The 21,024-nt window shown below is 73.0% G+C and carries 20 protein-coding genes; 17 read left to right on the top strand and 3 right to left on the bottom strand.

All coding sequences use genetic code 11. The features are described from left to right. Positions 1-86: 86 nt before the first annotated feature. Positions 87-1,409 carry a SpoIIE family protein phosphatase gene (locus tag FM076_RS04890; RefSeq protein ID WP_173868698.1) on the bottom strand — a complete coding sequence of 441 codons (1,323 nt, stop codon included), beginning with the start codon at positions 1,407-1,409 and terminating at the stop codon, positions 87-89. Between the two features lie 104 nt (positions 1,410-1,513). Then, positions 1,514-2,368 carry a DUF2470 domain-containing protein gene (locus FM076_RS04885; RefSeq protein ID WP_173868697.1) on the bottom strand — a complete coding sequence of 285 codons (855 nt, stop codon included), beginning with the start codon at positions 2,366-2,368 and terminating at the stop codon, positions 1,514-1,516. 55 nt (positions 2,369-2,423) lie between these two features. Between FM076_RS04885 and rpsD the strand changes: the two genes are divergently transcribed. From rpsD to nusB, 14 genes are all read left to right on the top strand, one after another. Beyond that, on the top strand, positions 2,424-3,035 hold the full coding sequence (rpsD, locus tag FM076_RS04880; RefSeq protein WP_173868696.1) for a 30S ribosomal protein S4: 612 nt from the start codon (positions 2,424-2,426) through the stop codon (positions 3,033-3,035). A gap of 234 nt (positions 3,036-3,269) precedes the next feature. Continuing rightward, the gene (locus FM076_RS04875) at positions 3,270-3,710 is read left to right on the top strand and encodes a DUF948 domain-containing protein (RefSeq protein WP_173868695.1); all 441 of its coding nucleotides are present in this window, start codon (positions 3,270-3,272) and stop codon (positions 3,708-3,710) included. 6 nt (positions 3,711-3,716) lie between these two features. Further along, positions 3,717-4,139 (top strand): DUF6167 family protein, encoded by a 423-nt coding sequence (locus FM076_RS04870; RefSeq protein ID WP_173868694.1) that lies wholly within the window; start codon positions 3,717-3,719, stop codon positions 4,137-4,139. Beyond that, positions 4,139-6,814, top strand: coding sequence for an alanine--tRNA ligase (gene alaS / locus FM076_RS04865; protein WP_173868693.1), 2,676 nt, complete (start codon positions 4,139-4,141; stop codon positions 6,812-6,814). Before FM076_RS04870 ends, alaS begins: the two co-directional genes overlap by 1 nt. Further along, positions 6,814-7,308, top strand: coding sequence for a Holliday junction resolvase RuvX (gene ruvX, locus FM076_RS04860; protein ID WP_173868692.1), 495 nt, complete (start codon positions 6,814-6,816; stop codon positions 7,306-7,308). The genes alaS and ruvX overlap by 1 nt, the downstream gene beginning before the upstream one ends. 139 nt (positions 7,309-7,447) lie before the next feature. Beyond that, positions 7,448-9,466, top strand: coding sequence for an endolytic transglycosylase MltG (gene mltG / locus FM076_RS04855; protein WP_173868691.1), 2,019 nt, complete (start codon positions 7,448-7,450; stop codon positions 9,464-9,466). Continuing rightward, a complete protein-coding gene (locus tag FM076_RS04850; protein ID WP_173868690.1) occupies positions 9,466-10,305 on the top strand; it encodes a shikimate dehydrogenase in 840 nt (279 codons plus the stop codon). The genes mltG and FM076_RS04850 overlap by 1 nt, the downstream gene beginning before the upstream one ends. 90 nt (positions 10,306-10,395) lie before the next feature. Further along, positions 10,396-11,580 carry a chorismate synthase gene (gene aroC, locus FM076_RS04845; protein ID WP_173868689.1) on the top strand — a complete coding sequence of 395 codons (1,185 nt, stop codon included), beginning with the start codon at positions 10,396-10,398 and terminating at the stop codon, positions 11,578-11,580. Further along, the gene (locus FM076_RS04840; protein WP_173868688.1) at positions 11,577-12,110 is read left to right on the top strand and encodes a shikimate kinase; all 534 of its coding nucleotides are present in this window, start codon (positions 11,577-11,579) and stop codon (positions 12,108-12,110) included. The genes aroC and FM076_RS04840 overlap by 4 nt, the downstream gene beginning before the upstream one ends. Continuing rightward, positions 12,107-13,207: a 3-dehydroquinate synthase gene (gene aroB, locus FM076_RS04835; protein ID WP_173868687.1), complete on the top strand. Its 1,101-nt coding sequence runs from the start codon at positions 12,107-12,109 to the stop codon at positions 13,205-13,207. Before FM076_RS04840 ends, aroB begins: the two co-directional genes overlap by 4 nt. Positions 13,208-13,433: 226 nt before the next feature. After that, entirely contained in the window at positions 13,434-14,438 is a 1,005-nt protein-coding gene (locus FM076_RS04830) for an AAA family ATPase (protein WP_243274304.1), read from the top strand. 236 nt (positions 14,439-14,674) lie between these two features. Beyond that, positions 14,675-15,871 carry a M24 family metallopeptidase gene (locus FM076_RS04825; protein ID WP_173868685.1) on the top strand — a complete coding sequence of 399 codons (1,197 nt, stop codon included), beginning with the start codon at positions 14,675-14,677 and terminating at the stop codon, positions 15,869-15,871. A gap of 82 nt (positions 15,872-15,953) precedes the next feature. After that, positions 15,954-16,520, top strand: a complete 567-nt coding sequence (gene efp, locus FM076_RS04820; protein WP_016467707.1) for an elongation factor P — start codon at positions 15,954-15,956, stop codon at positions 16,518-16,520. Positions 16,521-16,522: 2 nt separating this feature from the next. Next, a complete protein-coding gene (gene nusB / locus FM076_RS04815; RefSeq protein WP_173868684.1) occupies positions 16,523-16,948 on the top strand; it encodes a transcription antitermination factor NusB in 426 nt (141 codons plus the stop codon). Positions 16,949-17,147: 199 nt separating this feature from the next. Here the strand turns inward: nusB and FM076_RS04810 are convergent, their stop codons facing one another. Further along, entirely contained in the window at positions 17,148-17,648 is a 501-nt protein-coding gene (locus FM076_RS04810) for a transcriptional regulator BldD (RefSeq protein WP_030407913.1), read from the bottom strand. Between the two features lie 250 nt (positions 17,649-17,898). Between FM076_RS04810 and pyrR the strand changes: the two genes are divergently transcribed. From pyrR to FM076_RS04795, 3 genes are all read left to right on the top strand, one after another. Next, complete coding sequence (pyrR, locus tag FM076_RS04805) at positions 17,899-18,516, top strand: bifunctional pyr operon transcriptional regulator/uracil phosphoribosyltransferase PyrR (protein ID WP_173868683.1); 618 nt, start codon at positions 17,899-17,901, stop codon at positions 18,514-18,516. A 186-nt stretch (positions 18,517-18,702) separates the two neighbouring features. After that, on the top strand, positions 18,703-19,719 hold the full coding sequence (locus tag FM076_RS04800) for an aspartate carbamoyltransferase catalytic subunit (RefSeq protein WP_173868682.1): 1,017 nt from the start codon (positions 18,703-18,705) through the stop codon (positions 19,717-19,719). 1 nt (position 19,720) lies between these two features. Continuing rightward, positions 19,721-21,019: a dihydroorotase gene (locus FM076_RS04795; protein ID WP_173868681.1), complete on the top strand. Its 1,299-nt coding sequence runs from the start codon at positions 19,721-19,723 to the stop codon at positions 21,017-21,019. The last annotated feature ends 5 nt before the right edge of the window (positions 21,020-21,024 follow it).

Here is a 21,024-nt window from a genome sequence, read left to right as displayed (position 1 = left end):
GTCCGGCCTGGCGACGGCGCGGCAGGACCCGGGGGCCCGCGGCCGAACCCGCGCCGGACCCCGCGGTGGGACCGCGCGGGTGGCCGTCACAGCCGGATGACGACCAGCGCGATGTCGTCCCTGGCGGCACCCTTGCTGACGCCCATCTCCGACAGCAGCGCGTCCGCCAGGTTCTCGGGGCTGAGGTCACCGCGCCGGGAGACGGCGTCGGCCAGCCGGTTCAGTCCCTCGTCGATGTCCTCGTCGCGCCGCTCGACGAGCCCGTCGGTGTAGAGGACGAGCACAGCTCCCGGGCTGAAGCTGCGGGTCGCCTGCACCCGGGGCTCGGTCTCGTCCGGCCGGGTGGCCAGCGGCGGGTCGGTGGCCTGGTCGAGGAGTTCGCAGGTGCCGTCCGCGTGGCGCAGGATCGGCGGCGGATGGCCCGCGCTGCTGTAGGTGAGCAGGTGGTTGGGGCTGTCGACCATCACTTTGACGGCCGTCGCGTTCATGGCGCCCTCGACGGAGCCCGCGTACAGGCCGAGCACCTGGAGCGCCCGCGCGGGCCTGTCCGTGGTGCGCATGGCGGCGCTCAGCGCGCTGCGCAGCATGCCCATGACGGCGGCCGCCTCCAGGCCGTGGCCGACGACGTCCCCGACGGCCGCCGCGAACCGCCCCTCGCGGCTGTCGGTGACGTCGTACCAGTCGCCGCACACGTTGAGCGTCCCGGTGGCGGGCAGATAGCGGACGGCGATGTTCGGCCGGGGGAGGCCGGTGGAGTAGAGCATCGCCTCCTGGAGCCGGAGGGCCACCTGGCGTTCCTGTGCACTGGCCCGCCGCAGCTCCTCGTTGATCCGCACCAGCTCCTGTGCGCGTGCGTAGAGCTGGGTCGTCAGGTCCGGCGGCCGCTGCCGCGACTGTGCCTTTGTTCGTGCGTCCGTTCCCCCCGCGTCCGTGTGCGGGGGGTGGAGGCTCGTGGCTCCGGCCTCGGTCCCGTCGGGGGGCCGGCCGTGTTCCTGGTAGGAGCGGATGAAGCCGGTCATGTCCTCCTCGCGGCACAGGACGGCGCTGACCGAGCCGTCCGGGGCCAGCAGCGGGGTGTTGACCGTGTGCCACCAGCGTTCCTCGAAGACGCCCGGCTTCCCGGCGACCGGGATGTCGTACTTCTGGAGGGGGATGGTGTCCACCCTGCGGAAGGTGAGGGCCCGGTGCAGCGAGGCCCTCAGGCTCCGGATGCCGTCGGCGTCGGGGTCGGACCGGTTCTCGGGGAACACGTCGAAGATGTGCCGCCCCACCAGTTCGTCCCGGACACGCAATGTGAGTTCCAGATACGCGGAGTTGACGTCCCGGATCACGAGGTCGGGCCCCAGGAGCACGTAGGCGCTGGGGGAGGCCGCGAACACGGCCGCGTAGTCGATCTCCGGTGCGGTCACACGCTCCCTGCCCGGCAGGCGTCCTGACGCTACGGGTAGCACCAATCTAGCCGCGCCCGCGCACTGCCGCGCGCCGGACGGGGACTTCCCCTCCCGCCGGGTGACTACGCCGCCGAGCCGCTGTCGGGGCCGGTGTCCGAGCCGGGGTCCGGGCCGCCGGCCCCGGTGGCGAACAGCGCGTGCATGGCGTGCCGGAGTTCGGGGAGCGAACCGACCGGCTCGGGGAAGTCGAACCGGGCGTCCGCGCAGGCCCCCGAGGCGGTCAGCCCCCGCACCCGCAGCCCGAACCGGTCGAGTGCCAGCGGAACGGCGCCCTCCCAGTCCTGGCAGGCGCACAGGCCCCGCACCTGCTCCAGGTGCGCTGCGGCCAGGTGCTGGAGGAGTTCCGCCTCGTGCCGGACGAACGGGTCGGGGCGGGCGGCGGCGAAGTCGTCGGGCTCCACTTCCCCGGCGCCCCACAGGTCGTCGACGTAGGCTTCGCCGACCTCCAGCCGCAGCATCTGCCGCGAGGTGCCCGCCACGGGCGCGGAGGGCGCGGCCTCGGCCAGGAGCCGGGCGCAGGCGGCGCGCTCGTCGCCGCGTACGGGGGTGAGCCAGCCGGCGAGCCAGGCGCGGCCCCGTACCCGGTGGGGCACCGAGACGGGTGCCACATCCGTGATTTCCATCACCGCGGCGAGGTCGTCGTCCTGGGCGTAGGCGCACACGCGGGCCTCGGGCGAGTCCGCCGGGACCAGCACAAGGACGTCTCCGGAGGGGGTGACGGTACGGGCCTCGGGGACGCCCGCGCCCAGCTCAGGGGGGCCCTGCTCGGCTCCGGGAATGGTCAGCAGGGCGGATACGCTGGATTGTGCGAGGGTTCGTACACGCTCGGCGGCGGAGGGCTGCCGGGCGTCTTCCACGGGACGCGGCTGTTCCTCCTCGGCGTCTGTGCCAGGCAGGGAAATCCCAGGTCGAAACATACGTGCTCCTCGGCTAAGGTAAGGCTCACCTAACTTACACGGAGGTCCGTTCAACGTGAACCAGTCGCGTCCCAAGGTCAAGAAGTCGCGTGCCCTGGGCGTCGCGCTGACCCCGAAGGCCGTCAAGTACTTCGAGCAGCGCCCGTACCCGCCCGGGGAGCACGGCCGGGGCCGCAAGCAGAACAGTGACTACAAGGTCCGTCTGCTGGAGAAGCAGCGCCTGCGCGCGCAGTACGACATCAGCGAGAGCCAGATGCGCCGCGCCTACGAGCGCGCCCGCAAGACGGACCTCAAGACCGGTGAGGCCCTGGTGATCGAGCTGGAGCGGCGGCTGGACGCGCTCGTCCTGCGCGCCGGCCTGGCCCGCACCATCTACCAGGCCCGCCAGATGGTCGTGCACGGCCACATCGCGGTCAACGGCCGCAAGGTGGACAAGCCGTCCTTCCGCGTCCGTCCCGACGACGTGGTCACCGTCCGCGAGCGCAGCCGCGACAAGTACCCCTTCCAGGTCGCCCGCGAGGGCGGCTACGCCGGTGAGGGCGAGACCCCGCGCTACCTGGAGGTCAACCTCCAGGCGCTCGCCTTCCGGCTGGACCGGGACCCCAACCGCAAGGAGATCCCGGTGATCTGCGACGAGCAGCTGGTCGTCGAGTACTACGCCCGCTGACCCGCCGCACCGCTCCGCACACCGCAGCCCGCCTGCCCGACGCCGCTCACCCCGGCCGGGCACGGCGGGCCGCGGCGTTCCCGGGCCGGCCTGGCAACCCGCGGGCCCGGCCGCGCGGAATGCGGTACGGAGGCGGTGGCCGGGCGCGATAAGGTCGGTACCTCATACGCCGCCGCGGTCGGCCACCCGGCGAGCGGCGGCCGACCCCATGACCATCAAGGGAAGCGGTGCAGCGTGTCCGGTGGAGAAGTGGCCGGCCTCCTCGTGGCCGTCTTCTGGGCGATCCTGGTGTCGTTCCTCGCCGTGGTGCTGGTGAGGCTCGCGCAGACGCTCAAGGCGGCGACCAAGCTGGTGACAGGCGTGACCGAGCAGGCGGTTCCCCTCCTGGGCGAGGCGTCGGCGACCGTCCGCTCCGCGCAGACCCAGCTCGACCGCGTCGACGCCATCGCCTCGGACGTCCAGGAGGTCACCCAGAACGCCTCCGCGCTCTCCTCCACCGTCTCCACCGCGTTCGGCGGCCCGCTCGTCAAGGTCGCGGCCTTCGGCTACGGCGTCCGGCGCGCACTGGGCCGCAAGGACGCCGGCACGCAGACCGGGCGGGGCGGCCGGAAGGTCGTCGTCAGCCGTACCGTTCCCGCCGCCCGGAGGGGCGGCCGCAAGCGCGGAAGGGGCTGAGCGCGCGTGTTCCGCCGAGCCTTCTGGTTCACCACCGGCGCCGCTGCCGGGGTCTGGGCCACCACCAAGGTCCAGCGCAAGATCCGCAGCCTGGCGCCCGACGCGCTGGCGCTCCGCGCGGCCGACGAGGCCGTCGAAGGCGGCCACCGGCTGCGCGAGTTCGCCCTCGACGTGCGGGCCGGGATGGCCCAGCGCGAGAGCGAACTCAAGGACGCGCTGGGGCTGTCGGCGCCCGACGCGGCGGAGAGTCCCCGGCAGCTGCCCGCCCGACGGGCGCCCGCCCGCACCGCCGCCCTTCCGTCCCGGCGGCCCGCACGGCAGCCCGGCCCCCTCGGCGCCAGGGCGCTGCCCCGTGACCCGGGCCGGCCGGACCACCCGGACGAGCAGTCCCACCCCACCCACCCGAACGACCGGAATGAGGACCACTGATGGAGTCGGCTGAAATCCGCCGCCGCTGGCTGCGCTTCTTCGAGGAGCGGGGGCACCATGTCGTGCCGTCGGCGTCGCTGATCGCCGACGACCCGACCCTGCTGCTGGTCCCCGCGGGGATGGTGCCCTTCAAGCCGTACTTCCTGGGTGAGGTCACCCCGCCGTGGCCGCGCGCCACCAGCGTCCAGAAGTGTGTGCGCACGCCGGACATCGAGGAGGTCGGCAAGACCACCCGGCACGGCACCTTCTTCCAGATGTGCGGCAACTTCTCCTTCGGCGACTACTTCAAGGAGGGCGCCGCCAAGCTCGCCTGGGAGCTGCTGACCACCCCGCAGGACAAGGGCGGTTACGGGCTGGACCCGGAGCGCCTGTGGATCACCGTCTACGAGCAGGACGACGAGGCCGAGCGCATCTGGCGCGAGGTCGTCGGCGTGCCCGCCGAGCGCATCCAGCGCCTGGGCATGGAGGAGAACTACTGGTCCATGGGCGTGCCCGGCCCGTGCGGCCCCTGCTCGGAGATCAACTACGACCGCGGCCCGGAGTTCGGCCGCGAGGGCGGCCCCGCCGTCAACGACGAGCGGTACGTGGAGATCTGGAACCTCGTCTTCATGCAGTACGAGCGCGGCGAGGGCTCCACCAAGACCGACTTCGAGATCCTCGGTGAGCTGCCCAGCAAGAACATCGACACCGGTCTCGGCCTCGAACGCCTGGCGATGATCCTCCAGGGCGTGCGCAACATGTACGAGATCGACACCTCGCGTGCCGTCATCGACAAGGCCACCGAGCTGACCGGCGTCGCCTACGGTGCCGCCGAGGAGTCCGACGTCTCGCTGCGCGTGGTGTGCGACCACATCCGCACCTCCGTGATGCTCATCGGTGACGGCGTCACCCCGGGCAACGAGGGCCGCGGCTACGTGCTGCGCCGCATCATGCGCCGCGCCATCCGCAACATGCGCATCCTGGGCGCCACCGGCCCGGTGGTGCGGGACCTGATCGACGTCGTCATCGAGACGATGGGCCGGCAGTACCCCGAGCTGATCACCGACCGCAAGCGCATCGAGACGGTCGCGCTCGCGGAGGAGGCCGCCTTCCTCAAGACGCTGAAGGCCGGCACCAACATCCTCGACACGGCCGTCGCCGACACCAAGCGGGCGGGCGGCACGGTGCTCTCCGGCGACAAGGCGTTCCTGCTCCACGACACCTGGGGCTTCCCCATCGACCTCACCCTGGAGATGGCCGCCGAGCAGGGCCTGTCGGTGGACGAGCAGGGCTTCCGCCGGCTGATGAAGGAGCAGCGGGAGCGCGCCAAGGCCGACGCCAAGGCCAAGAAGCAGGGCCACGCCGACATGTCGGCCTACCGCGAGATCGCCGACAGCGCCGGCACCACCGACTTCACCGGCTACTCCGACACCTCGGGCGAGGCCACCGTCGTCGGGCTGCTGGTGGACGGCGTCTCCTCGCCCGCCGCGAGCGAGGGCGACGAGGTCGAGGTCGTCCTCGACCGCACCCCCTTCTACGCCGAGGGCGGCGGCCAGCTCGCCGACACCGGGCGCATCCGGCTGGAGGGCGGCGCCGTCATCGAGGTGCGCGACGTCCAGCAGCCGGTGCCCGGCGTGAGCGTGCACAAGGGCTCCGTCCAGGTCGGTGAGGTCACCGTCGGCGCCTCCGCCTACGCGCAGATCGACGTGGACCGGCGCCGCTCCATCGCCCGCGCCCACAGCGCCACCCACCTCACCCACCAGGCGCTGCGCGACGCGCTCGGTCCGACGGCGGCGCAGGCCGGCTCCGAGAACGCCCCGGGCCGCTTCCGCTTCGACTTCGGCTCGCCCGCGGCGGTGCCCGGCACGGTGCTCACCGACGTCGAGCAGAAGATCAACGAGGTGCTGGCCAGGGAACTCGACGTGCACGCCGAGTACATGGGCATCGACGACGCCAAGAAGCAGGGCGCGCTCGCCGAGTTCGGCGAGAAGTACGGCCAGACCGTCCGCGTGGTGACCATCGGTGACTTCTCCAAGGAGCTGTGCGGCGGCACCCACGTGCACAACACCGCGCAGCTCGGTCTGGTGAAGCTGCTGGGCGAGTCGTCCATCGGTTCCGGCGTGCGCCGCGTGGAGGCGCTGGTCGGCGTGGACGCCTACAAGTTCCTCGCCCGTGAGCACACCGTGGTCTCGCAGCTCACCGAGCTGCTCAAGGGGCGCTCCGAGGAGCTGCCGGAGCGGATCTCCGGCATGCTGACCCGGCTCAAGGACGCCGAGAAGGAGATCGAGCGGTTCCGCGCCGAGAAGGTCCTCCAGGCCGCGGCGGGCATCGCCGAGGGCGCCAGGGACGTGCGCGGGATCTCGCTGGCCGCCGCCCGGGTGCCGGACGGCACGGCCGCCGACGACCTGCGCACGCTGGTGCTGGACGTGCGGCAGCGGCTCGGCTCCCGTCCGGCCGTGGTCGCGCTGTTCGCGGTGACCAACGGCCGGCCGCTCACCGTCATCGCCACCAACGAGGGGGCGCGCGAGGCCGGGCTGCGCGCCGGTGATCTGGTGCGCACGGCCGCCAAGACCCTCGGCGGCGGGGGCGGCGGCAAGCCGGACGTCGCCCAGGGCGGCGGCCAGAACCCGGAGGCCGTGGACGAGGCCGTCGCCGCGGTGGAACGCCTGGTCGCCGAGGCGGGGGAGCACGCCTGATGGTGCCGGACGCGGAGGGCCCGGCGGCCTTCCGGCGCGGCCGGCGGCTCGCCGTGGACGTGGGGGACGCCCGGATCGGGGTCGCGAGCAGCGACCCCGACGGGCTCCTGGCCACGCCCGTGGAGACCGTGCCGGGACGGGACGTCCCGGCGGCGCAGCGGCGGCTGGCCGAGCTGGTCGAGGAGTACGAGCCGCTGGAGGTCGTCGTCGGGCTGCCCCGTTCGCTCAGCGGCGGGGAGGGCCCGGCGGCGGCCAAGGTGAGGGCCTTCGCCGGGCAACTGGCGAAAAACATCACACCCACGCCGGTGCGGCTCGTCGACGAACGCCTCTCGACGGTCACCGCGGCTCAGGGCATGCGGGCCTCCGGAGTCGGCTCCAGGAAGGGGCGTTCCCGTATCGACCAGGCCGCCGCCGTGGTGATCCTGCAGAACGCGCTGGAGACCGAGCGCGGCTCGGGCCGTCCGCCCGGGCAGTGCGTCGAGGTGGTTGTCTGATCGCTGTACGGTAACGTTCCGCGCGACACGGCAGCCGCCGCAACACCGCTCGTGGCGTATCCGTCCGGTGGCGGGGCCCGAGACGCAGGAGTCGGGCGGGGAGTGACCCGGCTGCCGCTCTCGCGTCTCAAGGGGATCGATGACTGAGTATGGCCGGGGACCTGGTTCCCCACCGTGGGACCCTGACGACCCCCTCTACGGGGACCAGGGGTGGAGCGGTGGTCAGCAGCCCGGGTACGACGGCTGGGACCAGCAGCCGCCGCAGGGGGACGGTTCCGGTCACGCTCAGTACGCGGGACAGCAGTACCAGCAGCAGTACCCCTACGACCAGCAGCAGTACGGCAACGGCAACGGTGGCTGGGACGGCCACGCCCACCCGCAGGCCGCGCCGCCGGCACCCGGCGCGGAGCAGCGGTACGACCCAGGGGCCTACGCCGACACGGGTGGGTACCAGCAGGTGGGGCACCAGCACGGCGCGGGCTACACGGACCCCTGGGGGACGGGCGAGTACTACCAGGGCGAGTACCCCTCCGGTGAGTACCCGACGGGGGAGTACGTCACCGGGGAGTACGGGACCGGGGAGTACCGCACGGGCGAGTACGGGACCGGGGAGTACCCCTCGGGCGAGTACCGGACCGGCGAGTACCCGGCCGCCGGACACCACACCGGGCAGTACCCGGCCGGTGGGTACGGCACGGAGTACGGGACCGGGGAGTACCCGACGGGGGAGTACCGCACGGGGGAGTACCGCACCGGGGAGTACCGCACGGGGGAGTACGGGACCGGGGAGTACGCCTCGGGCGAGTACCGGACCGGCGAGTACCCGGCGGGTGCCTACCCGGGCGGGGAGCCGGGCACCGGTGAGTACCCGGCCCCCCTCGCGCAGCGGGCCGGCCACCCGGCCGGGACCGCCCCGCACCCGCACGCCCCTCCCGACCCCCGCCCCGCGCCCGGTACGGCAGCGGACCCGGAGACCGGCTGGGACCCCGGCCCCGACCAGGGCGAACGGGACTTCTTCCTGGGCCGTGACGACGAGGGGCCCGAGGACGGCCGCGACGAGGACGAGGACGACGACGAGGTCCGGGGCCGCCGCCGGGGCGGCAGGCCCGGGGCCAGGCGCGGACGCGGCTGCGGCGTGGTGATCTCGGTCGCCCTGGCCGCCGGTGTCGGGGTGGTCGGCTACGTCGGCTACGACTTCTACCAGGCCCACTTCGCCCCCGCGCCCGACTACCCTGGCCGGGGCTCCGGCGAGGTCATGGTGGACATCCCCGACGGCGCCTCCCTCGCGGAGATGGGCGCGGTCCTCCACAAGGCGGGCGTGGTCAAGAGCCCCGGTGCCTTCGTGGACGCGGCCGACGGCAACGGCAAGGCGCAGCGCATCCAGGCGGGCACCTACGTGCTGCGCAAGAAGATGTCCGGTGCCAGTGCCGTGGAGATGATGCTCGACCCGGCCAGCCAGAACGGCATCATCGTCGCCGAGGGCTGGCGGGCCACCAGGGTCTACGAGGAGATCGACAAGAAGCTCGACGTCTCCAAGGGCACCACGAAGAAGGTGGCCGAGTCCGGGGACATCGGTCTGCCCAAGTGGGCGCACGGGAAGCCGGAGGGTTTCCTCTTCCCCTCCAAGTACAGCATCGGCAAGAGCAGCACCCCCAAGGAGGTGCTCCGCAAGATGGTCCACCGGGCGGAGGCCGAGTACGCCAAGGTGGGGCTGGAGGACGAGGCCGAGAAGGCCGGCAAGACCCCCGAGCAGATCGTCACCATAGCCTCGCTCATCCAGGCGGAGGCCCAGGAGGACCACGAGTTCGGCAAGGTGTCCCGCGTCATCTACAACCGCCTCGACAAGGACATGAGGCTCGGCTTCGACTCGACCATCAACTACGCGAGGGGGCGCTTCACGCTGGACATCTCCGTCGCCGACACCAAGTACCCCTCGCCGTACAACACGTATCTGCACAAGGGGCTCCCGCCGGGGCCCATCAGCAACCCAGGGCACCAGGCGATAGAGGCGGCACTGAAACCCACGGACGGTGACTGGCTGTACTTCGTCACCGTCAAGCCGGGAGACACCCGCTTCACCGACGACCCCGCCGAGCACCAGAAGAACGTCGACGACTTCAACAGGGAACAGCGCAAAGAGAAGGAGAACGGCGGCTGATGCCACATTCCCCCTCGCGTACCGCCGGCCGTGCCGCCGTCCTCGGCTCCCCCATCGCGCACTCGCTCTCGCCGGTGCTGCACCGCGCGGCCTACGCGGAACTCGGCCTCGACGGGTGGACGTACGACCGGTACGAAGTGACCGAACAGGGCATCCCGGGCTTCCTCGCCGGGCTGGACGACCGGTGGGCGGGGCTCTCGCTCACCATGCCGCTGAAGCGGGCCGTGCTCCCGCTGCTCGACGAGGTCAGCGGCACGGCCGCCTCCGTGGAGGCCGTCAACACCGTGGTGTTCACCGAGGACGGGCGCCGCAAGGGCGACAACACCGACATCCCCGGCATGGTCGCCGCGCTGGCCGAGCGCGGGATCACACGGGTGGAGACCGCCACCGTTCTGGGCGCCGGCGCCACGGCCTCCTCCGCGCTGGCCGCCCTCGCCCGGATCTGCGACGGCGAGGTCACCGCCTACGTACGCGGCCAGGAGCGGGCCCGCGAGATGCGGGGCTGGGGCGAACGGCTCGGGATGCGGGTGCGCACGGACGACTGGTCGCGCGCCGCCGAGGGGCTGCGGGCGCCGCTCGTGGTGGCCACCACCCCGGCGGGCGCCACGGACGGGCTCGCCCACGCCGTGCCCGCCCCGGGCGGCACCCTCTTCGACGTCCTCTACGACCCGTGGCCGACACCGCTGGCCGCCGCCTGGAACGGGGCCGTCGTGGGCGGCCTCGACCTGCTGGTGCACCAGGCCGTGCTCCAGGTCGAGCAGATGACGGGCTGCCGCCCGGCGCCGCTGGCCGCCATGCGCGAGGCGGGCGAGGCGGAGCTGCGGGCCCGCGCCGGTTGACCGGCCCTTGCGGGCAGGCCCCTCCCCGCGGCATGGGAGGATCGGTTCCAGGAACGTGGACGGGCCGCAAGACGGCCGAGAGGAGCACCGTTGAGCAGGTTGCGCTGGCTGACCGCAGGGGAGTCGCACGGCCCCGCACTCGTGGCGACGCTGGAGGGCCTCCCCTCCGGTGTCCCGGTGACCACGGACATGGTCGCCGACGAGCTGGCGCGCCGCCGCCTCGGCTACGGCCGCGGCGCCCGCATGAAGTTCGAGCGTGACGAGGTCACCTTCCTCGGCGGCGTGCGCCACGGGCTGACCCTCGGCTCGCCGGTCGCGATCATGGTCGGCAACACCGAGTGGCCCAAGTGGGAGAAGGTGATGGCGGCCGATCCAATCGCCCCCGCCGAGCTGGAGCAGCTGGCCCGCAACGCGCCGCTGACCCGCCCCCGCCCCGGCCACGCCGACCTGGCGGGCATGCAGAAGTACGGCTTCGACGAGGCCCGTCCCGTCCTGGAGCGCGCCTCTGCGCGTGAGACCGCGGCGCGGGTGGCACTGGGCACCGTCGCGCGCTCCTACCTGCGCGAGACCGCCGGCGTGGAGATCGTCTCGCACGTGGTGGAGCTGGGCGCGGCCAAGGCGCCCTACGGCACCCTCCCGCAGCCCGGTGACGTCGCACGGCTGGACGCCGACCCGGTGCGGTGCCTGGACGCGGCGGCGAGCGAGGCGATGGTCGCCGAGATCGACCAGGCCCACAAGGACGGCGACACCCTCGGCGGTGTCGTCGAGGTCGTCGCCCACGGCGTGCCCGTCGGCCTGGGCTCGCACGTGCACTGGGACCGGCGGCTGGACGCCCGGCTGGCCGGTGCGCTCATGGGCATCCAGGCCATCAAGGGCGTGGAACTGGGTGACGGCTTCGACTTGGCGCGCGTCCCGGGCTCCCTGGCGCACGACGAGATCCTGGCGACCCCGGACGGCATCCGCCGCGCCTCGGGGCGCAGCGGCGGCACCGAGGGCGGCCTGTCCACCGGTGAACTGCTGCGCGTGCGGGCCGCGATGAAGCCGATCGCCACCGTCCCGCGCGCGCTGGCCACCGTCGACGTCCGCACCGGCGAGCCCGACAAGGCGCACCATCAGCGCTCGGACGTGTGTGCCGTGCCGGCCGCCGGGATCGTCGCCGAGGCGATGGTGGCGCTGGTGCTGGCGGACGCGGTGGCCGAGAAGTTCGGCGGGGACAGCGTCGCCGAGACCCGCCGCAACGTGCGCGGCTTCCTCGACAGCCTGGAGATCAAGTGACCGGTCCCGTCGTGGTGCTCGTCGGCCCCATGGGGGTCGGCAAGTCGACCGTGGGCGCGATCCTCGCCGAACGCCTCGGCGTGACGTGCCGCGACACCGACCAGGACATCGTCGAGACGGCGGGCAAGCCGGTCTCGGAGATCTTCCTGGAAGAGGGCGAGCCGCACTTCCGCGAGCTGGAGCGGGCCGCCGTGCGTACCGCGCTGGCCGAACACACCGGCGTCCTGGCGCTGGGCGGCGGCGCGGTGCTCGCCGAGGAGACCCGCCGGCTGCTGGCCGGACACCCGGTGGTCTTCCTGGAGATGGGCGTGAACGAGGCCGTCAAACGCGTCGGCCTGGACGCCCCGCGGCCGCTGCTCGTGATCAACCCGCGCCAGCAGTGGCGCAGGCTGATGGAGGAGCGCAGGCCGCTGTACACCGAGGTGGCCCGCGCCGTCGTCAGCACCGAGGACCGCACGCCCGAGCAGGTCGCGGACGAGATCCTCGCCGCCCTGCAGCTCCCTTCCACCCAGCCGGAGAAGCAGCAATGACCACGCAGGACCCCGCCGTGACCCGTATCCCCGTCGGCGGCACGGCGGGCACGGCCCCCTACGAGGTGCTCGTCGGACGGCAGCTCCTCGGTGAACTCCCCGGCCTCATCGGCTCCCAGGCGCAGCGGGTCGCCGTGCTGCACCCGGAGGCGCTCGCCTCCACCGGGGAGGCACTCCGCGAGGACCTGGCAGCGCAGGGATACGAGACCGTCGCCGTCCAACTGCCCAACGCGGAGGAGTCGAAGACCGCCGAGGTCGCCGCCTACTGCTGGAAGGCCCTGGGCCAGTCCGGTTTCACCCGCACCGATGTGATCGTCGGCGTCGGGGGCGGGGCCACCACCGACGTGGCCGGGTTCGTCGCGGCCACCTGGCTGCGCGGGGTGCGGTGGATCGCCGTGCCGACGACCGTGCTGGGCATGGTGGACGCGGCGGTCGGCGGCAAGACCGGCATCAACACCGCCGAGGGCAAGAACCTGGTGGGCGCCTTCCACCCGCCGGCCGGGGTGTTGTGCGACCTGGCGGCCCTGGATTCGCTGGGCGTCCACGACTACGTCAGCGGGCTCGCGGAGATCATCAAGGCGGGCTTCATCGCCGACCCCGCGATCCTGGAGCTGATCGAGTCCGACCCGGCCGCGGCCCGTACCCCGCAGGGCCCGCACACCGCCGAGCTGATCGAGCGCTCGATCCGCGTCAAGGCCGAGGTCGTCTCCGAGGACCTGAAGGAGTCGGGCCGCCGCGAGATCCTCAACTACGGGCACACCCTCGGTCACGCCATCGAGAAGAACGAGCGCTACAACTGGCGGCACGGCGCCGCCGTCTCGGTCGGCATGGTCTTCGCCGCCGAGCTGGGGCGCATCGCGGGCCGGCTGGACGACGCGACGGCCGACCGGCACCGCGCGGTGCTGGAGTCGGTGGGCCTGCCCGTCACCTACCGGGGCGACCAGTGGCCCAAGCTGCTGGAGACCATGAAGGTCGACAAGAAGTCCCGCGGCAACCGGCTGCGTTTCATCGTCCTGGAGGGGCTGGCCAAGCCGGCCGTCCTGGAGAGCCCCGACCCCGCGATGCTGCTGGCGGCGCACGCCGAGATCGCCGCCTGAGAGCCCGGGGCGCCGCCGGGCCGTCCGCGCGTCCTCCGGCGGCCGGGCGGCCCGCGCGTTCCGGTGCGGAACCGCGGGCCGCCACCAGGCGTCGGGCACTTGGGAGCTGATCCGGCCGTTCACACGGAGACGGCCGGGGAAGGTACCGTCAGTGGTCGAACGCACGGCATATCGGATGGCGCTGCCCACCAGCGCCCGACACACCTGGGACGGAGTTGGGGTCCGGATGCAGCACAGCGGTGCCCAAGGTGCCTATGGAGGCTTCGGGGCACGGTGGCCGGCCCCGCCGGCGTCTCCCGGCGCCCTCGCGGCGGGCGGTCCGGTCCCGCCGCCGCACCCGCACGCCCAGGTGCCGCAGCCGCAGGGCCACACCCAGGTCCCGCCGCCGCACTCCCCGCACCCCCACACCCACCCGCATCCGCACACCCCGCCGCACTCCCCGCACCCGCAGCAGGCTCCCCAGCCGCCGCAACAGCCCCCGGCACCGCCCCAGCAGCACCCGCGGCCGGTTCCGGGCCCCCCGCCGGCCGTCCCCGCTCCTCCGGCGGGCGCCCCTCCGCAGCCGGGCGGCAGCATGCCGCCGGCCGAGGCGACGGGCCACGTCAGGCTGCCGGCCGGCGCCCCCGTGGAGATACCGGCGCCGGACGCGACACCGGCCCAGCTGGACGCCACCCGCGCCGCCGTCGCGGTCCTGCTCATCGGCCCCGCGGGCGCGGGCAAGACGACCGTCGCCCGGTACTGGGCCGACCACCGCGCCGTGCCCACGGCCCACATCAGCCTGGACGACGTGCGCGAGTGGGTCCGCTCCGGGTTCGCCGACCCGCAGACGGGCTGGAACGAGAACTCCGAGGCGCAGTACCGCCTCGCGCGCCGCACCTGCGGCTTCGCGGCCCGCAACTTCCTGGCCAACGGCATCTCCTGCATCCTGGACGACGCCGTCTTCCCCGACTGGCCCGTCATCGGCCTCGGCGGCTGGAAGCGCCACGTGGGCCCCGGGCTGATTCCCGTGGTGCTGCTCCCCGGCCTGGACGTCGTCCTGGAGCGGAACGCGGAGCGGACCGGGAACCGGCGGCTCGCCGACGAGGAGGTGGCGCACATCCACGGCCGCATGGCCGGCTGGTACAGCTCCGGGCTGCCGATCATCGACAACTCGCGGCAGGACGTGGCCAGCACGGCGCAGATGCTGGACAACGTGGTCGCGCGCAGCCTCGCCAGCCCGGTGAGCTGGTGACGGCCGCCTCCGTGCTCTGACCCCCCTGCCCCAGTCACTGTTCCTGCCCCTGTCATTGTCCGTGGCCCTGTCATCGGCCCTGATCCTGGCTCTGGCCCTGGGGCGGTCCCGGTCCCCGGCTTGGTGCCCGCTGCCGGGCGTGCCGGGCCGTACGGTGGGCCGGGGATCTTCTCCGCCGTCGCCCGTCCGGCCGCGTCCGGGCGGCCCCCGCGCCCCGTGCTGCGTACCCTCGGCATATGTCTGAGGTGCATGTGTCCCGCCGCGCCCGGCTGCGCGACCGCTGTGCGGCGAGCACCGCCCACGACGGCCCCGCCGACGCGGTGCTGATCTCCAGTCCCGCCAATGTCCGCTATCTGACCGGCCGCGCGGCCCCCGGCAGCGCCTTGCTGCTCGGCCCGGACGGCCAGGACACCCTCGTCTCGGTACCGGGCGGGGGTCCGGCCAACGGTGCCCATCCCGCCGACGACCTGCGCGAAGTCACGCTTCAGGTGCGCGGCGGCCCGCTGGGCGTACCCCCCGGCCACGGTCCGGGGAGCTGTCCGGGAGACGCGGAGAGCGGGAGCGGCGCCCATGGGGACGCCGTCGTGGCCGCGGCCGGCCTCGCCGAGCGGAGCGGGGCCCGCGCCCTCGCCGTCGAGGAGCACCATCTGACCGTCGCCCGGCACCGCGCGCTGGCCGCCGCCGCGCCCTCGCTCCACCTGGCGGACCTGGGGCTGGCCGTGGAGCAGCAGCGGGTCGTCAAGGACGAGGAGGAGATCTCCGCGCTGCGCGTCGCCGCCGAGATCACCGACCAGGCCCTGGGCGAACTGCTGGAGTCGATCCTGGTCGGCCGCACGGAGCGGCACCTGGCCCTCGAACTGGAGCGCCGTCTGATCGACCACGGCGCCGAGGGCGCGGCCTTCCCCACCTCGGTGGGCACCGGCCCCAACTCCGGGCTGGCCGGCCACCGGCCCACCGACCGGCGGGTGGAGGAGGGCGACTTCCTCTCCGTACGGCTGGGGGCCCGCTACCGCGGCTACCGCTGCCAGATCGGCCGCACGTTCGTCATCGGCACCGCGCCCGCCAGTTGGCAGATCGAGCTGTACGACATCGTCTTCGCCGCCCAGCGGGCCGCCCGGGAGTCGCTGGGCCCGGGGACGGAGTGCCGTGAGGTGGACCGGGCCGCCCGCCAGGTGCTGGGGGCCGCCGGGCACGGCGCGGCGCTCGGCGAGTCGACGGGGCACGGGGTGGGGCTGGAAATCGGTGAGGACCCTCGGCTCTCCCCGGCGGCCGTGGGTAAACTGGACGCTTGTGTGCCGGTCACCGTCGAACCGGGGGTCCATCTCCCGGGCCGGGGCGGCGTCCGGATCGACGACACGCTCGTCGTCCGCCCGCAAGCGGACGGCGGACCCGAGCTACTCACCATCACGACCAAGGAGCTGCTCGCCCTCTAGCCCCTGCGGGGGCCGGCCCACGGGTCGCGGAGGCGCGGCAGCCGCTTTGGTCTCCGCAGCAGTCTCAGGAGATTCCGCGACCGTGGCTTCCACGAACGACCTCAAGAACGGCATGGTGCTCAAGCTCGACGGCGACCAGCTGTGGTCCGTTGTCGAGTTCCAGCACGTCAAGCCGGGCAAGGGCCCCGCCTTCGTCCGCACCAAGCTGAAGAACGTCCTGTCCGGCAAGATCGTCGACAAGACGTTCAACGCGGGCACCAAGGTCGAAACGGCCACCGTGGACCGACGGGACATGCAGTTCTCGTACATGGACGGCGACTACTTCGTCTTCATGGACATGCAGACCTATGACCAGCTCCACGTCGACCGCAAGACCGTCGGCGACGCGGCCAACTACCTGATCGAGGGCTTCGACGCCACGGTCGCCATGCACGAGGGCGAGGTGCTCAACGTCGAGCTGCCGGCCGCCGTCGAGCTGACGATCAAGCACACCGAGCCGGGCGTCCAGGGCGACCGCTCCACCGGCGGGTCCAAGCCCGCCGAGCTGGAGACCGGCTACCAGATCCAGGTGCCGCTGTTCATCACCACCGGCGAGAAGATCAAGGTGGACACCCGCTCCGGCGAGTACCTCGGCCGGGTGAACAGCTAACCGTGGCCGCACGCAACAAGGCCCGCAAGCGCGCCTTCCAGATCCTCTTCGAGGCCGACCAGCGCGGTGCCGACGTGCGGACCGTGCTCGCGGACTGGTTGCGGCTCGCCCGGACGGACAGCCGGCAGCCGCCGGTCTCCGAGTACGCGATGGACCTCGTCGAGGGGTACGCGGAGAACGCCGCGCGGATCGACGAACTGCTCTCCACCTACGCGGTGGGCTGGACGCTCGACCGGATGCCCGACGTGGACCGGAGCATCCTGCGGCTCGGGGTCCACGAGCTGCTGTGGGTCGACGACGTCCCGGACGCCGTCGTCATCGACGAGGCCGTCCAGCTGGCGAAGGAGTTCTCGACCGACGAGTCCCCGGGCTTCGTCAACGGCCTGCTGGGCCGGCTGAAGGAACTGAAGCCGACGCTGAGGCGGTAACCCTCTTTCCGCCGCGGCGGCGGTGGGTCACAACGCAACAAACCGGCGGTGCCCAGCCGGCCGGACCCGTCCTGCGGATCGGGTCACGGCCGGTTCGGCACCGCCGGTCCACGCCATGGGGCGGCGCTCCCCCCCCCGCCTCCGGCTGGCCGGGAGGTGTCCCCGGTCGCGGCGGAAGGAGATGCTCCGCGGAAGAGGGTCACACCTCTTCGTGGGACACCGCCCTGCGGGCGTCCGCGTCCAGTACACCCCAGCTGATCAGCTGCTCCGTCAGCACGGACGGCGACTGGTCGTAGATGACGGCCAGTGTGCGCAGGTCGTCCTGGCGGATCGAGAGGACCTTGCCGTTGTAGTCCCCGCGCTGCGACTGGATGGTCGCGGCATACCGCTGGAGCGGACCGGCCTTCTCGGCCGGCACGTGGGCGAGGCGCTCCAGGTCGAGCACCAGCTTCGGCGGGGGCTCGGCGGCCCCGCCCGGAGTGGTTCCCGGTAGCAGCTCCTGCACCGGGACACCGTAGAAGTCGGCCAGCTCGGCGAGGCGCTGCACGGTCACGGCCCGGTCGCCGCGCTCGTACGAGCCCACCACGACCGCCTTCCAACGGCCCTGGGACTTCTCCTCGACACCGTGGAGGGAGAGGCCCTGCTGGGTGCGGATGGCGCGGAGCTTGGCTCCGAGCTGTTTGGCGTATTCGCTGGACATATGGCTCCCCGGACGCTGTGTTTCGCGCTGTCTCACGCTGAGCGGCTGCGCCACGCGAATCGCTGCGCCGCGCTCTTGGTAACTCACTGTGAGGTTACGCAGCGTAATGTGCCGCGTCAAGCCGAGGGGGTCCAGACGGCTGGTGCTGCCCCCGGGCGGGGCCGTCGGCGGGGCCTGGTAGCGTTGAGCGACGACAGACAGACGTCCTTTAAGGCCCGTCCCGTGAGGCGGGGAAGGAGGTCCGGTTTCCATGGACGACAGCAGCAGCGCAAGCCTGCAGCCGGCGCGCCCCGTACTGGAGGCGCCGGACATCAAGCGGGTCCTCACCCGCATCGCCCACGAGATCGTCGAGCGCGCCAAGGGCGCCGACGACGTGGTGCTTCTCGGCATTCCCACCCGCGGCGTCTTCCTCGCCCGGCGGCTGGCCGCCAAGCTCGAAGAGATCACCGGCAGGGCGATCCCCGTCGGCTCGCTCGACATCACGATGTACCGGGACGATCTCCGTCTCGGCCCCGCACGGGCCCTCGCCCGCACCGAGATCCCGGCCGAGGGCGTGGACGGACGGCTCGTCGTCCTCGTCGACGACGTGCTCTACTCCGGCCGCACCATCCGTGCCGCACTGGATGCCCTGGGTGACATCGGGCGCCCCCGCGCGGTGCAGCTCGCCGTTCTCGTGGACCGCGGTCACCGCGAGCTTCCCATCCGCGCCGACTACGTCGGCAAGAACCTGCCCACGTCGCAGCGCGAGATCGTCAAGGTGCAGCTGACCGAGGAGGACGGCCACGACGGCGTGCTGCTCGGCGCCCGCGCGACCGGCCCCGACGACGCGTCCGAGCCCGCCTCCCGCGGCACCGCCCCGGCGGGCTAGCCGCGCCCCGAACCGCTCCGGCCCCCGCCCGGCACCCGCTGACGGTACGCGACGGGGCGCGCGGAACGCCGCCGTACGCCGTCATGCCCGCACGACCCGGGTGCTCCCGGCGCGTACACCTGTGCGCGGAGCCCCGCGGCCTCGCGACGACCTCCATCCGACCCCACGGAAGGCACAAGGCAACAGATGAAGCGCCACCTCATCTCGGCCGCCGACCTCACCCGCGACGACGCCGTCCTCATCCTCGACACCGCCGAGGAGATGGCCCGGTTCGCCGACCGGCCGATCAAGAAACTGCCCACCCTGCGCGGCCGCACCATCGTCAACCTCTTCTTCGAGGACTCCACCCGCACCCGGATCTCCTTCGAGGCCGCGGCCAAGCGGCTGTCCGCCGACGTGATCAACTTCTCCGCGAAGGGCTCCTCGGTCTCCAAGGGAGAGTCCCTCAAGGACACCGCGCTCACCCTGGAGGCCATGGGCGCCGACGCCGTCGTCATCCGGCACGGCGACTCGGGCGCCCCGCACCGGCTGGCCACCTCCGGGTGGATCGGCGGCTCGGTCGTCAACGCCGGTGACGGCACCCACGAGCACCCCACCCAGGCGCTGCTGGACGCCTTCACCATGCGCCGCCGGCTGGTCGGCGCGGAGGGCGCGGGGCTCGACGGCCGGCGCATCACCATCGTCGGCGACATCCTGCACAGCCGCGTCGCCCGCTCCAACGTCCACCTGCTGTCCACACTGGGCGCCCACGTCACGCTCGTCGCGCCGCCCACGCTGCTGCCCATCGGCGTCGAGAGCTGGCCGTGCGAGGTCTCCTACGACCTGGACGCCGTGCTGGCCAAGTCCGACGCCGTGATGATGCTGCGCGTCCAGCGCGAGCGGATGAACGCGGCCTTCTTCCCCACCGAGCGTGAGTACGCCCGCCGCTACGGCCTGGACGGCGAGCGGATGGCGCGGATGCCCGAGCGGTCCATCGTGATGCACCCCGGGCCCATGAACCGCGGCATGGAGATCACCGCCGAGGTCGCCGACTCGCCCCGCTGCACCGCCGTCGAACAGGTGGCCAACGGCGTCAGCATCCGGATGGCCGTGATGTATCTGCTGCTCGGCGGCGCCGAGCCGGCCCGCCCCGCACCCGCCCCGGAGGGTGGCGCGGCAAGCCGCCCGCACGCCGGCGGGTCCCGTACGAAGGAGGACCACTGAGATGACCGAGCCGGACGACAAGACGCTGATCCGCGGGGCGCGGCTGCTGGGCGGTGAGCCGCAGGACGTCCTGCTGGCCGACGGCACCGTCCAGGAGATCGGCCGGGGCATCGAAGCGCCCGGCGCCGAGGTGGTCGAGGCCCAGGGCGGCATCCTGCTGCCGGGCCTGGTGGACCTGCACACCCATCTGCGCGAGCCCGGCCGCGAGGACTCCGAGACCGTGCTGACCGGCACCCGGGCCGCCGCCAAGGGCGGCTACACCGCCGTGCACGCCATGGCCAACACCTTCCCCGTCGCCGACACCGCGGGCGTCGTCGAGCAGGTGTGGCGGCTGGGCAAGGAGTACGGCTACTGCGACGTACGCCCTGTCGGCGCCGTCACCGTCGGCCTGGAGGGCAAGCAGCTCGCCGAGCTGGGCGCCATGCACGACTCCGCCGCCGGGGTGCGGGTCTTCTCCGACGACGGCAAGTGCGTGGACGACGCGGTGATCATGCGGCGGGCCCTGGAGTACGTGAAGGCGTTCGACGGTGTGGTCGCCCAGCACGCCCAGGAGCCCCGGCTGACCGAGGGCGCCCAGATGAACGAGGGCACCGTCTCCGCCGAACTCGGGCTCGCCGGCTGGCCGGCCGTCGCCGAGGAGTCGATCATCGCCCGGGACGTGCTGCTCGCCGCCCACGTCGGCTCCCGCGTCCACATCTGCCACCTGTCCACGGCCGGCTCCGTGGAGATCGTGCGCTGGGCCAAGTCCAAGGGCTGGAACGTCACCGCCGAGGTGACCCCGCACCACCTGCTGCTCACCGACGAGATGGTGCGCTCCTACAACCCCGTCTACAAGGTGAACCCGCCGCTGCGCACCGAGGCCGACGTCATGGCGCTCCGCGAGGCCCTGGCCGACGGCACCATCGACTGCGTCGCCACCGACCACGCGCCGCACCCGCACGAGGACAAGGACTGCGAGTGGGGCGCGGCGGCCATGGGCATGGTCGGCCTGGAGACGGCCCTCTCGGTGGTCCAGCACACCATGGTGGAGACCGGGCTGCTGGACTGGGCGCAGGTCGCCGACCGCATGTCCCACCGGCCCGCCGCCATCGGCCGGCTGGAGGGCCACGGCCGCCCCGTGGCGCACGGCGAGCCCGCCAACCTGGTTCTCGTCGACGCGGCTTACCGTGGACAGGTGGACCCCGCGGGCTTCGCCTCCCGCAGCGCCAACACCCCCTACGAGGGCCGTGAGCTGCCCGGACGCGTCACCCACACCTGGCTGCGGGGCCGCGCGACGGTTGTGGACGGGGTACTGAGGTGAGCGGC

Source organism: Streptomyces albus subsp. chlorinus (assembly GCF_013302895.1).
GTDB classification, from domain to species: domain Bacteria; phylum Actinomycetota; class Actinomycetes; order Streptomycetales; family Streptomycetaceae; genus Streptomyces; species Streptomyces chlorinus.
Note: the sequence above shows the minus strand (reverse complement) of the source record. Positions and strands in the feature narration are given on the sequence as shown.

Excerpts from the sequence above, each read along its gene's own strand:
- FM076_RS04885 (WP_173868697.1), bottom strand. The coding sequence starts at position 2,368 with ATGTTTCGACCTGGGATTTCCCTGCCTGGCACAGACGCCGAGGAGGAA.
- alaS (WP_173868693.1), top strand. The coding sequence starts at position 4,139 with ATGGAGTCGGCTGAAATCCGCCGCCGCTGGCTGCGCTTCTTCGAGGAG.
- ruvX (WP_173868692.1), top strand. The coding sequence starts at position 6,814 with ATGGTGCCGGACGCGGAGGGCCCGGCGGCCTTCCGGCGCGGCCGGCGG.
- mltG (WP_173868691.1), top strand. The coding sequence starts at position 7,448 with ATGACTGAGTATGGCCGGGGACCTGGTTCCCCACCGTGGGACCCTGAC.
- FM076_RS04850 (WP_173868690.1), top strand. The coding sequence starts at position 9,466 with ATGCCACATTCCCCCTCGCGTACCGCCGGCCGTGCCGCCGTCCTCGGC.
- aroB (WP_173868687.1), top strand. The coding sequence starts at position 12,107 with ATGACCACGCAGGACCCCGCCGTGACCCGTATCCCCGTCGGCGGCACG.
- FM076_RS04830 (WP_243274304.1), top strand. The coding sequence starts at position 13,434 with ATGCAGCACAGCGGTGCCCAAGGTGCCTATGGAGGCTTCGGGGCACGG.
- FM076_RS04825 (WP_173868685.1), top strand. The coding sequence starts at position 14,675 with ATGTCTGAGGTGCATGTGTCCCGCCGCGCCCGGCTGCGCGACCGCTGT.
- FM076_RS04810 (WP_030407913.1), bottom strand. The coding sequence starts at position 17,648 with ATGTCCAGCGAATACGCCAAACAGCTCGGAGCCAAGCTCCGCGCCATC.
- pyrR (WP_173868683.1), top strand. The coding sequence starts at position 17,899 with ATGGACGACAGCAGCAGCGCAAGCCTGCAGCCGGCGCGCCCCGTACTG.
- FM076_RS04800 (WP_173868682.1), top strand. The coding sequence starts at position 18,703 with ATGAAGCGCCACCTCATCTCGGCCGCCGACCTCACCCGCGACGACGCC.
- FM076_RS04795 (WP_173868681.1), top strand. The coding sequence starts at position 19,721 with ATGACCGAGCCGGACGACAAGACGCTGATCCGCGGGGCGCGGCTGCTG.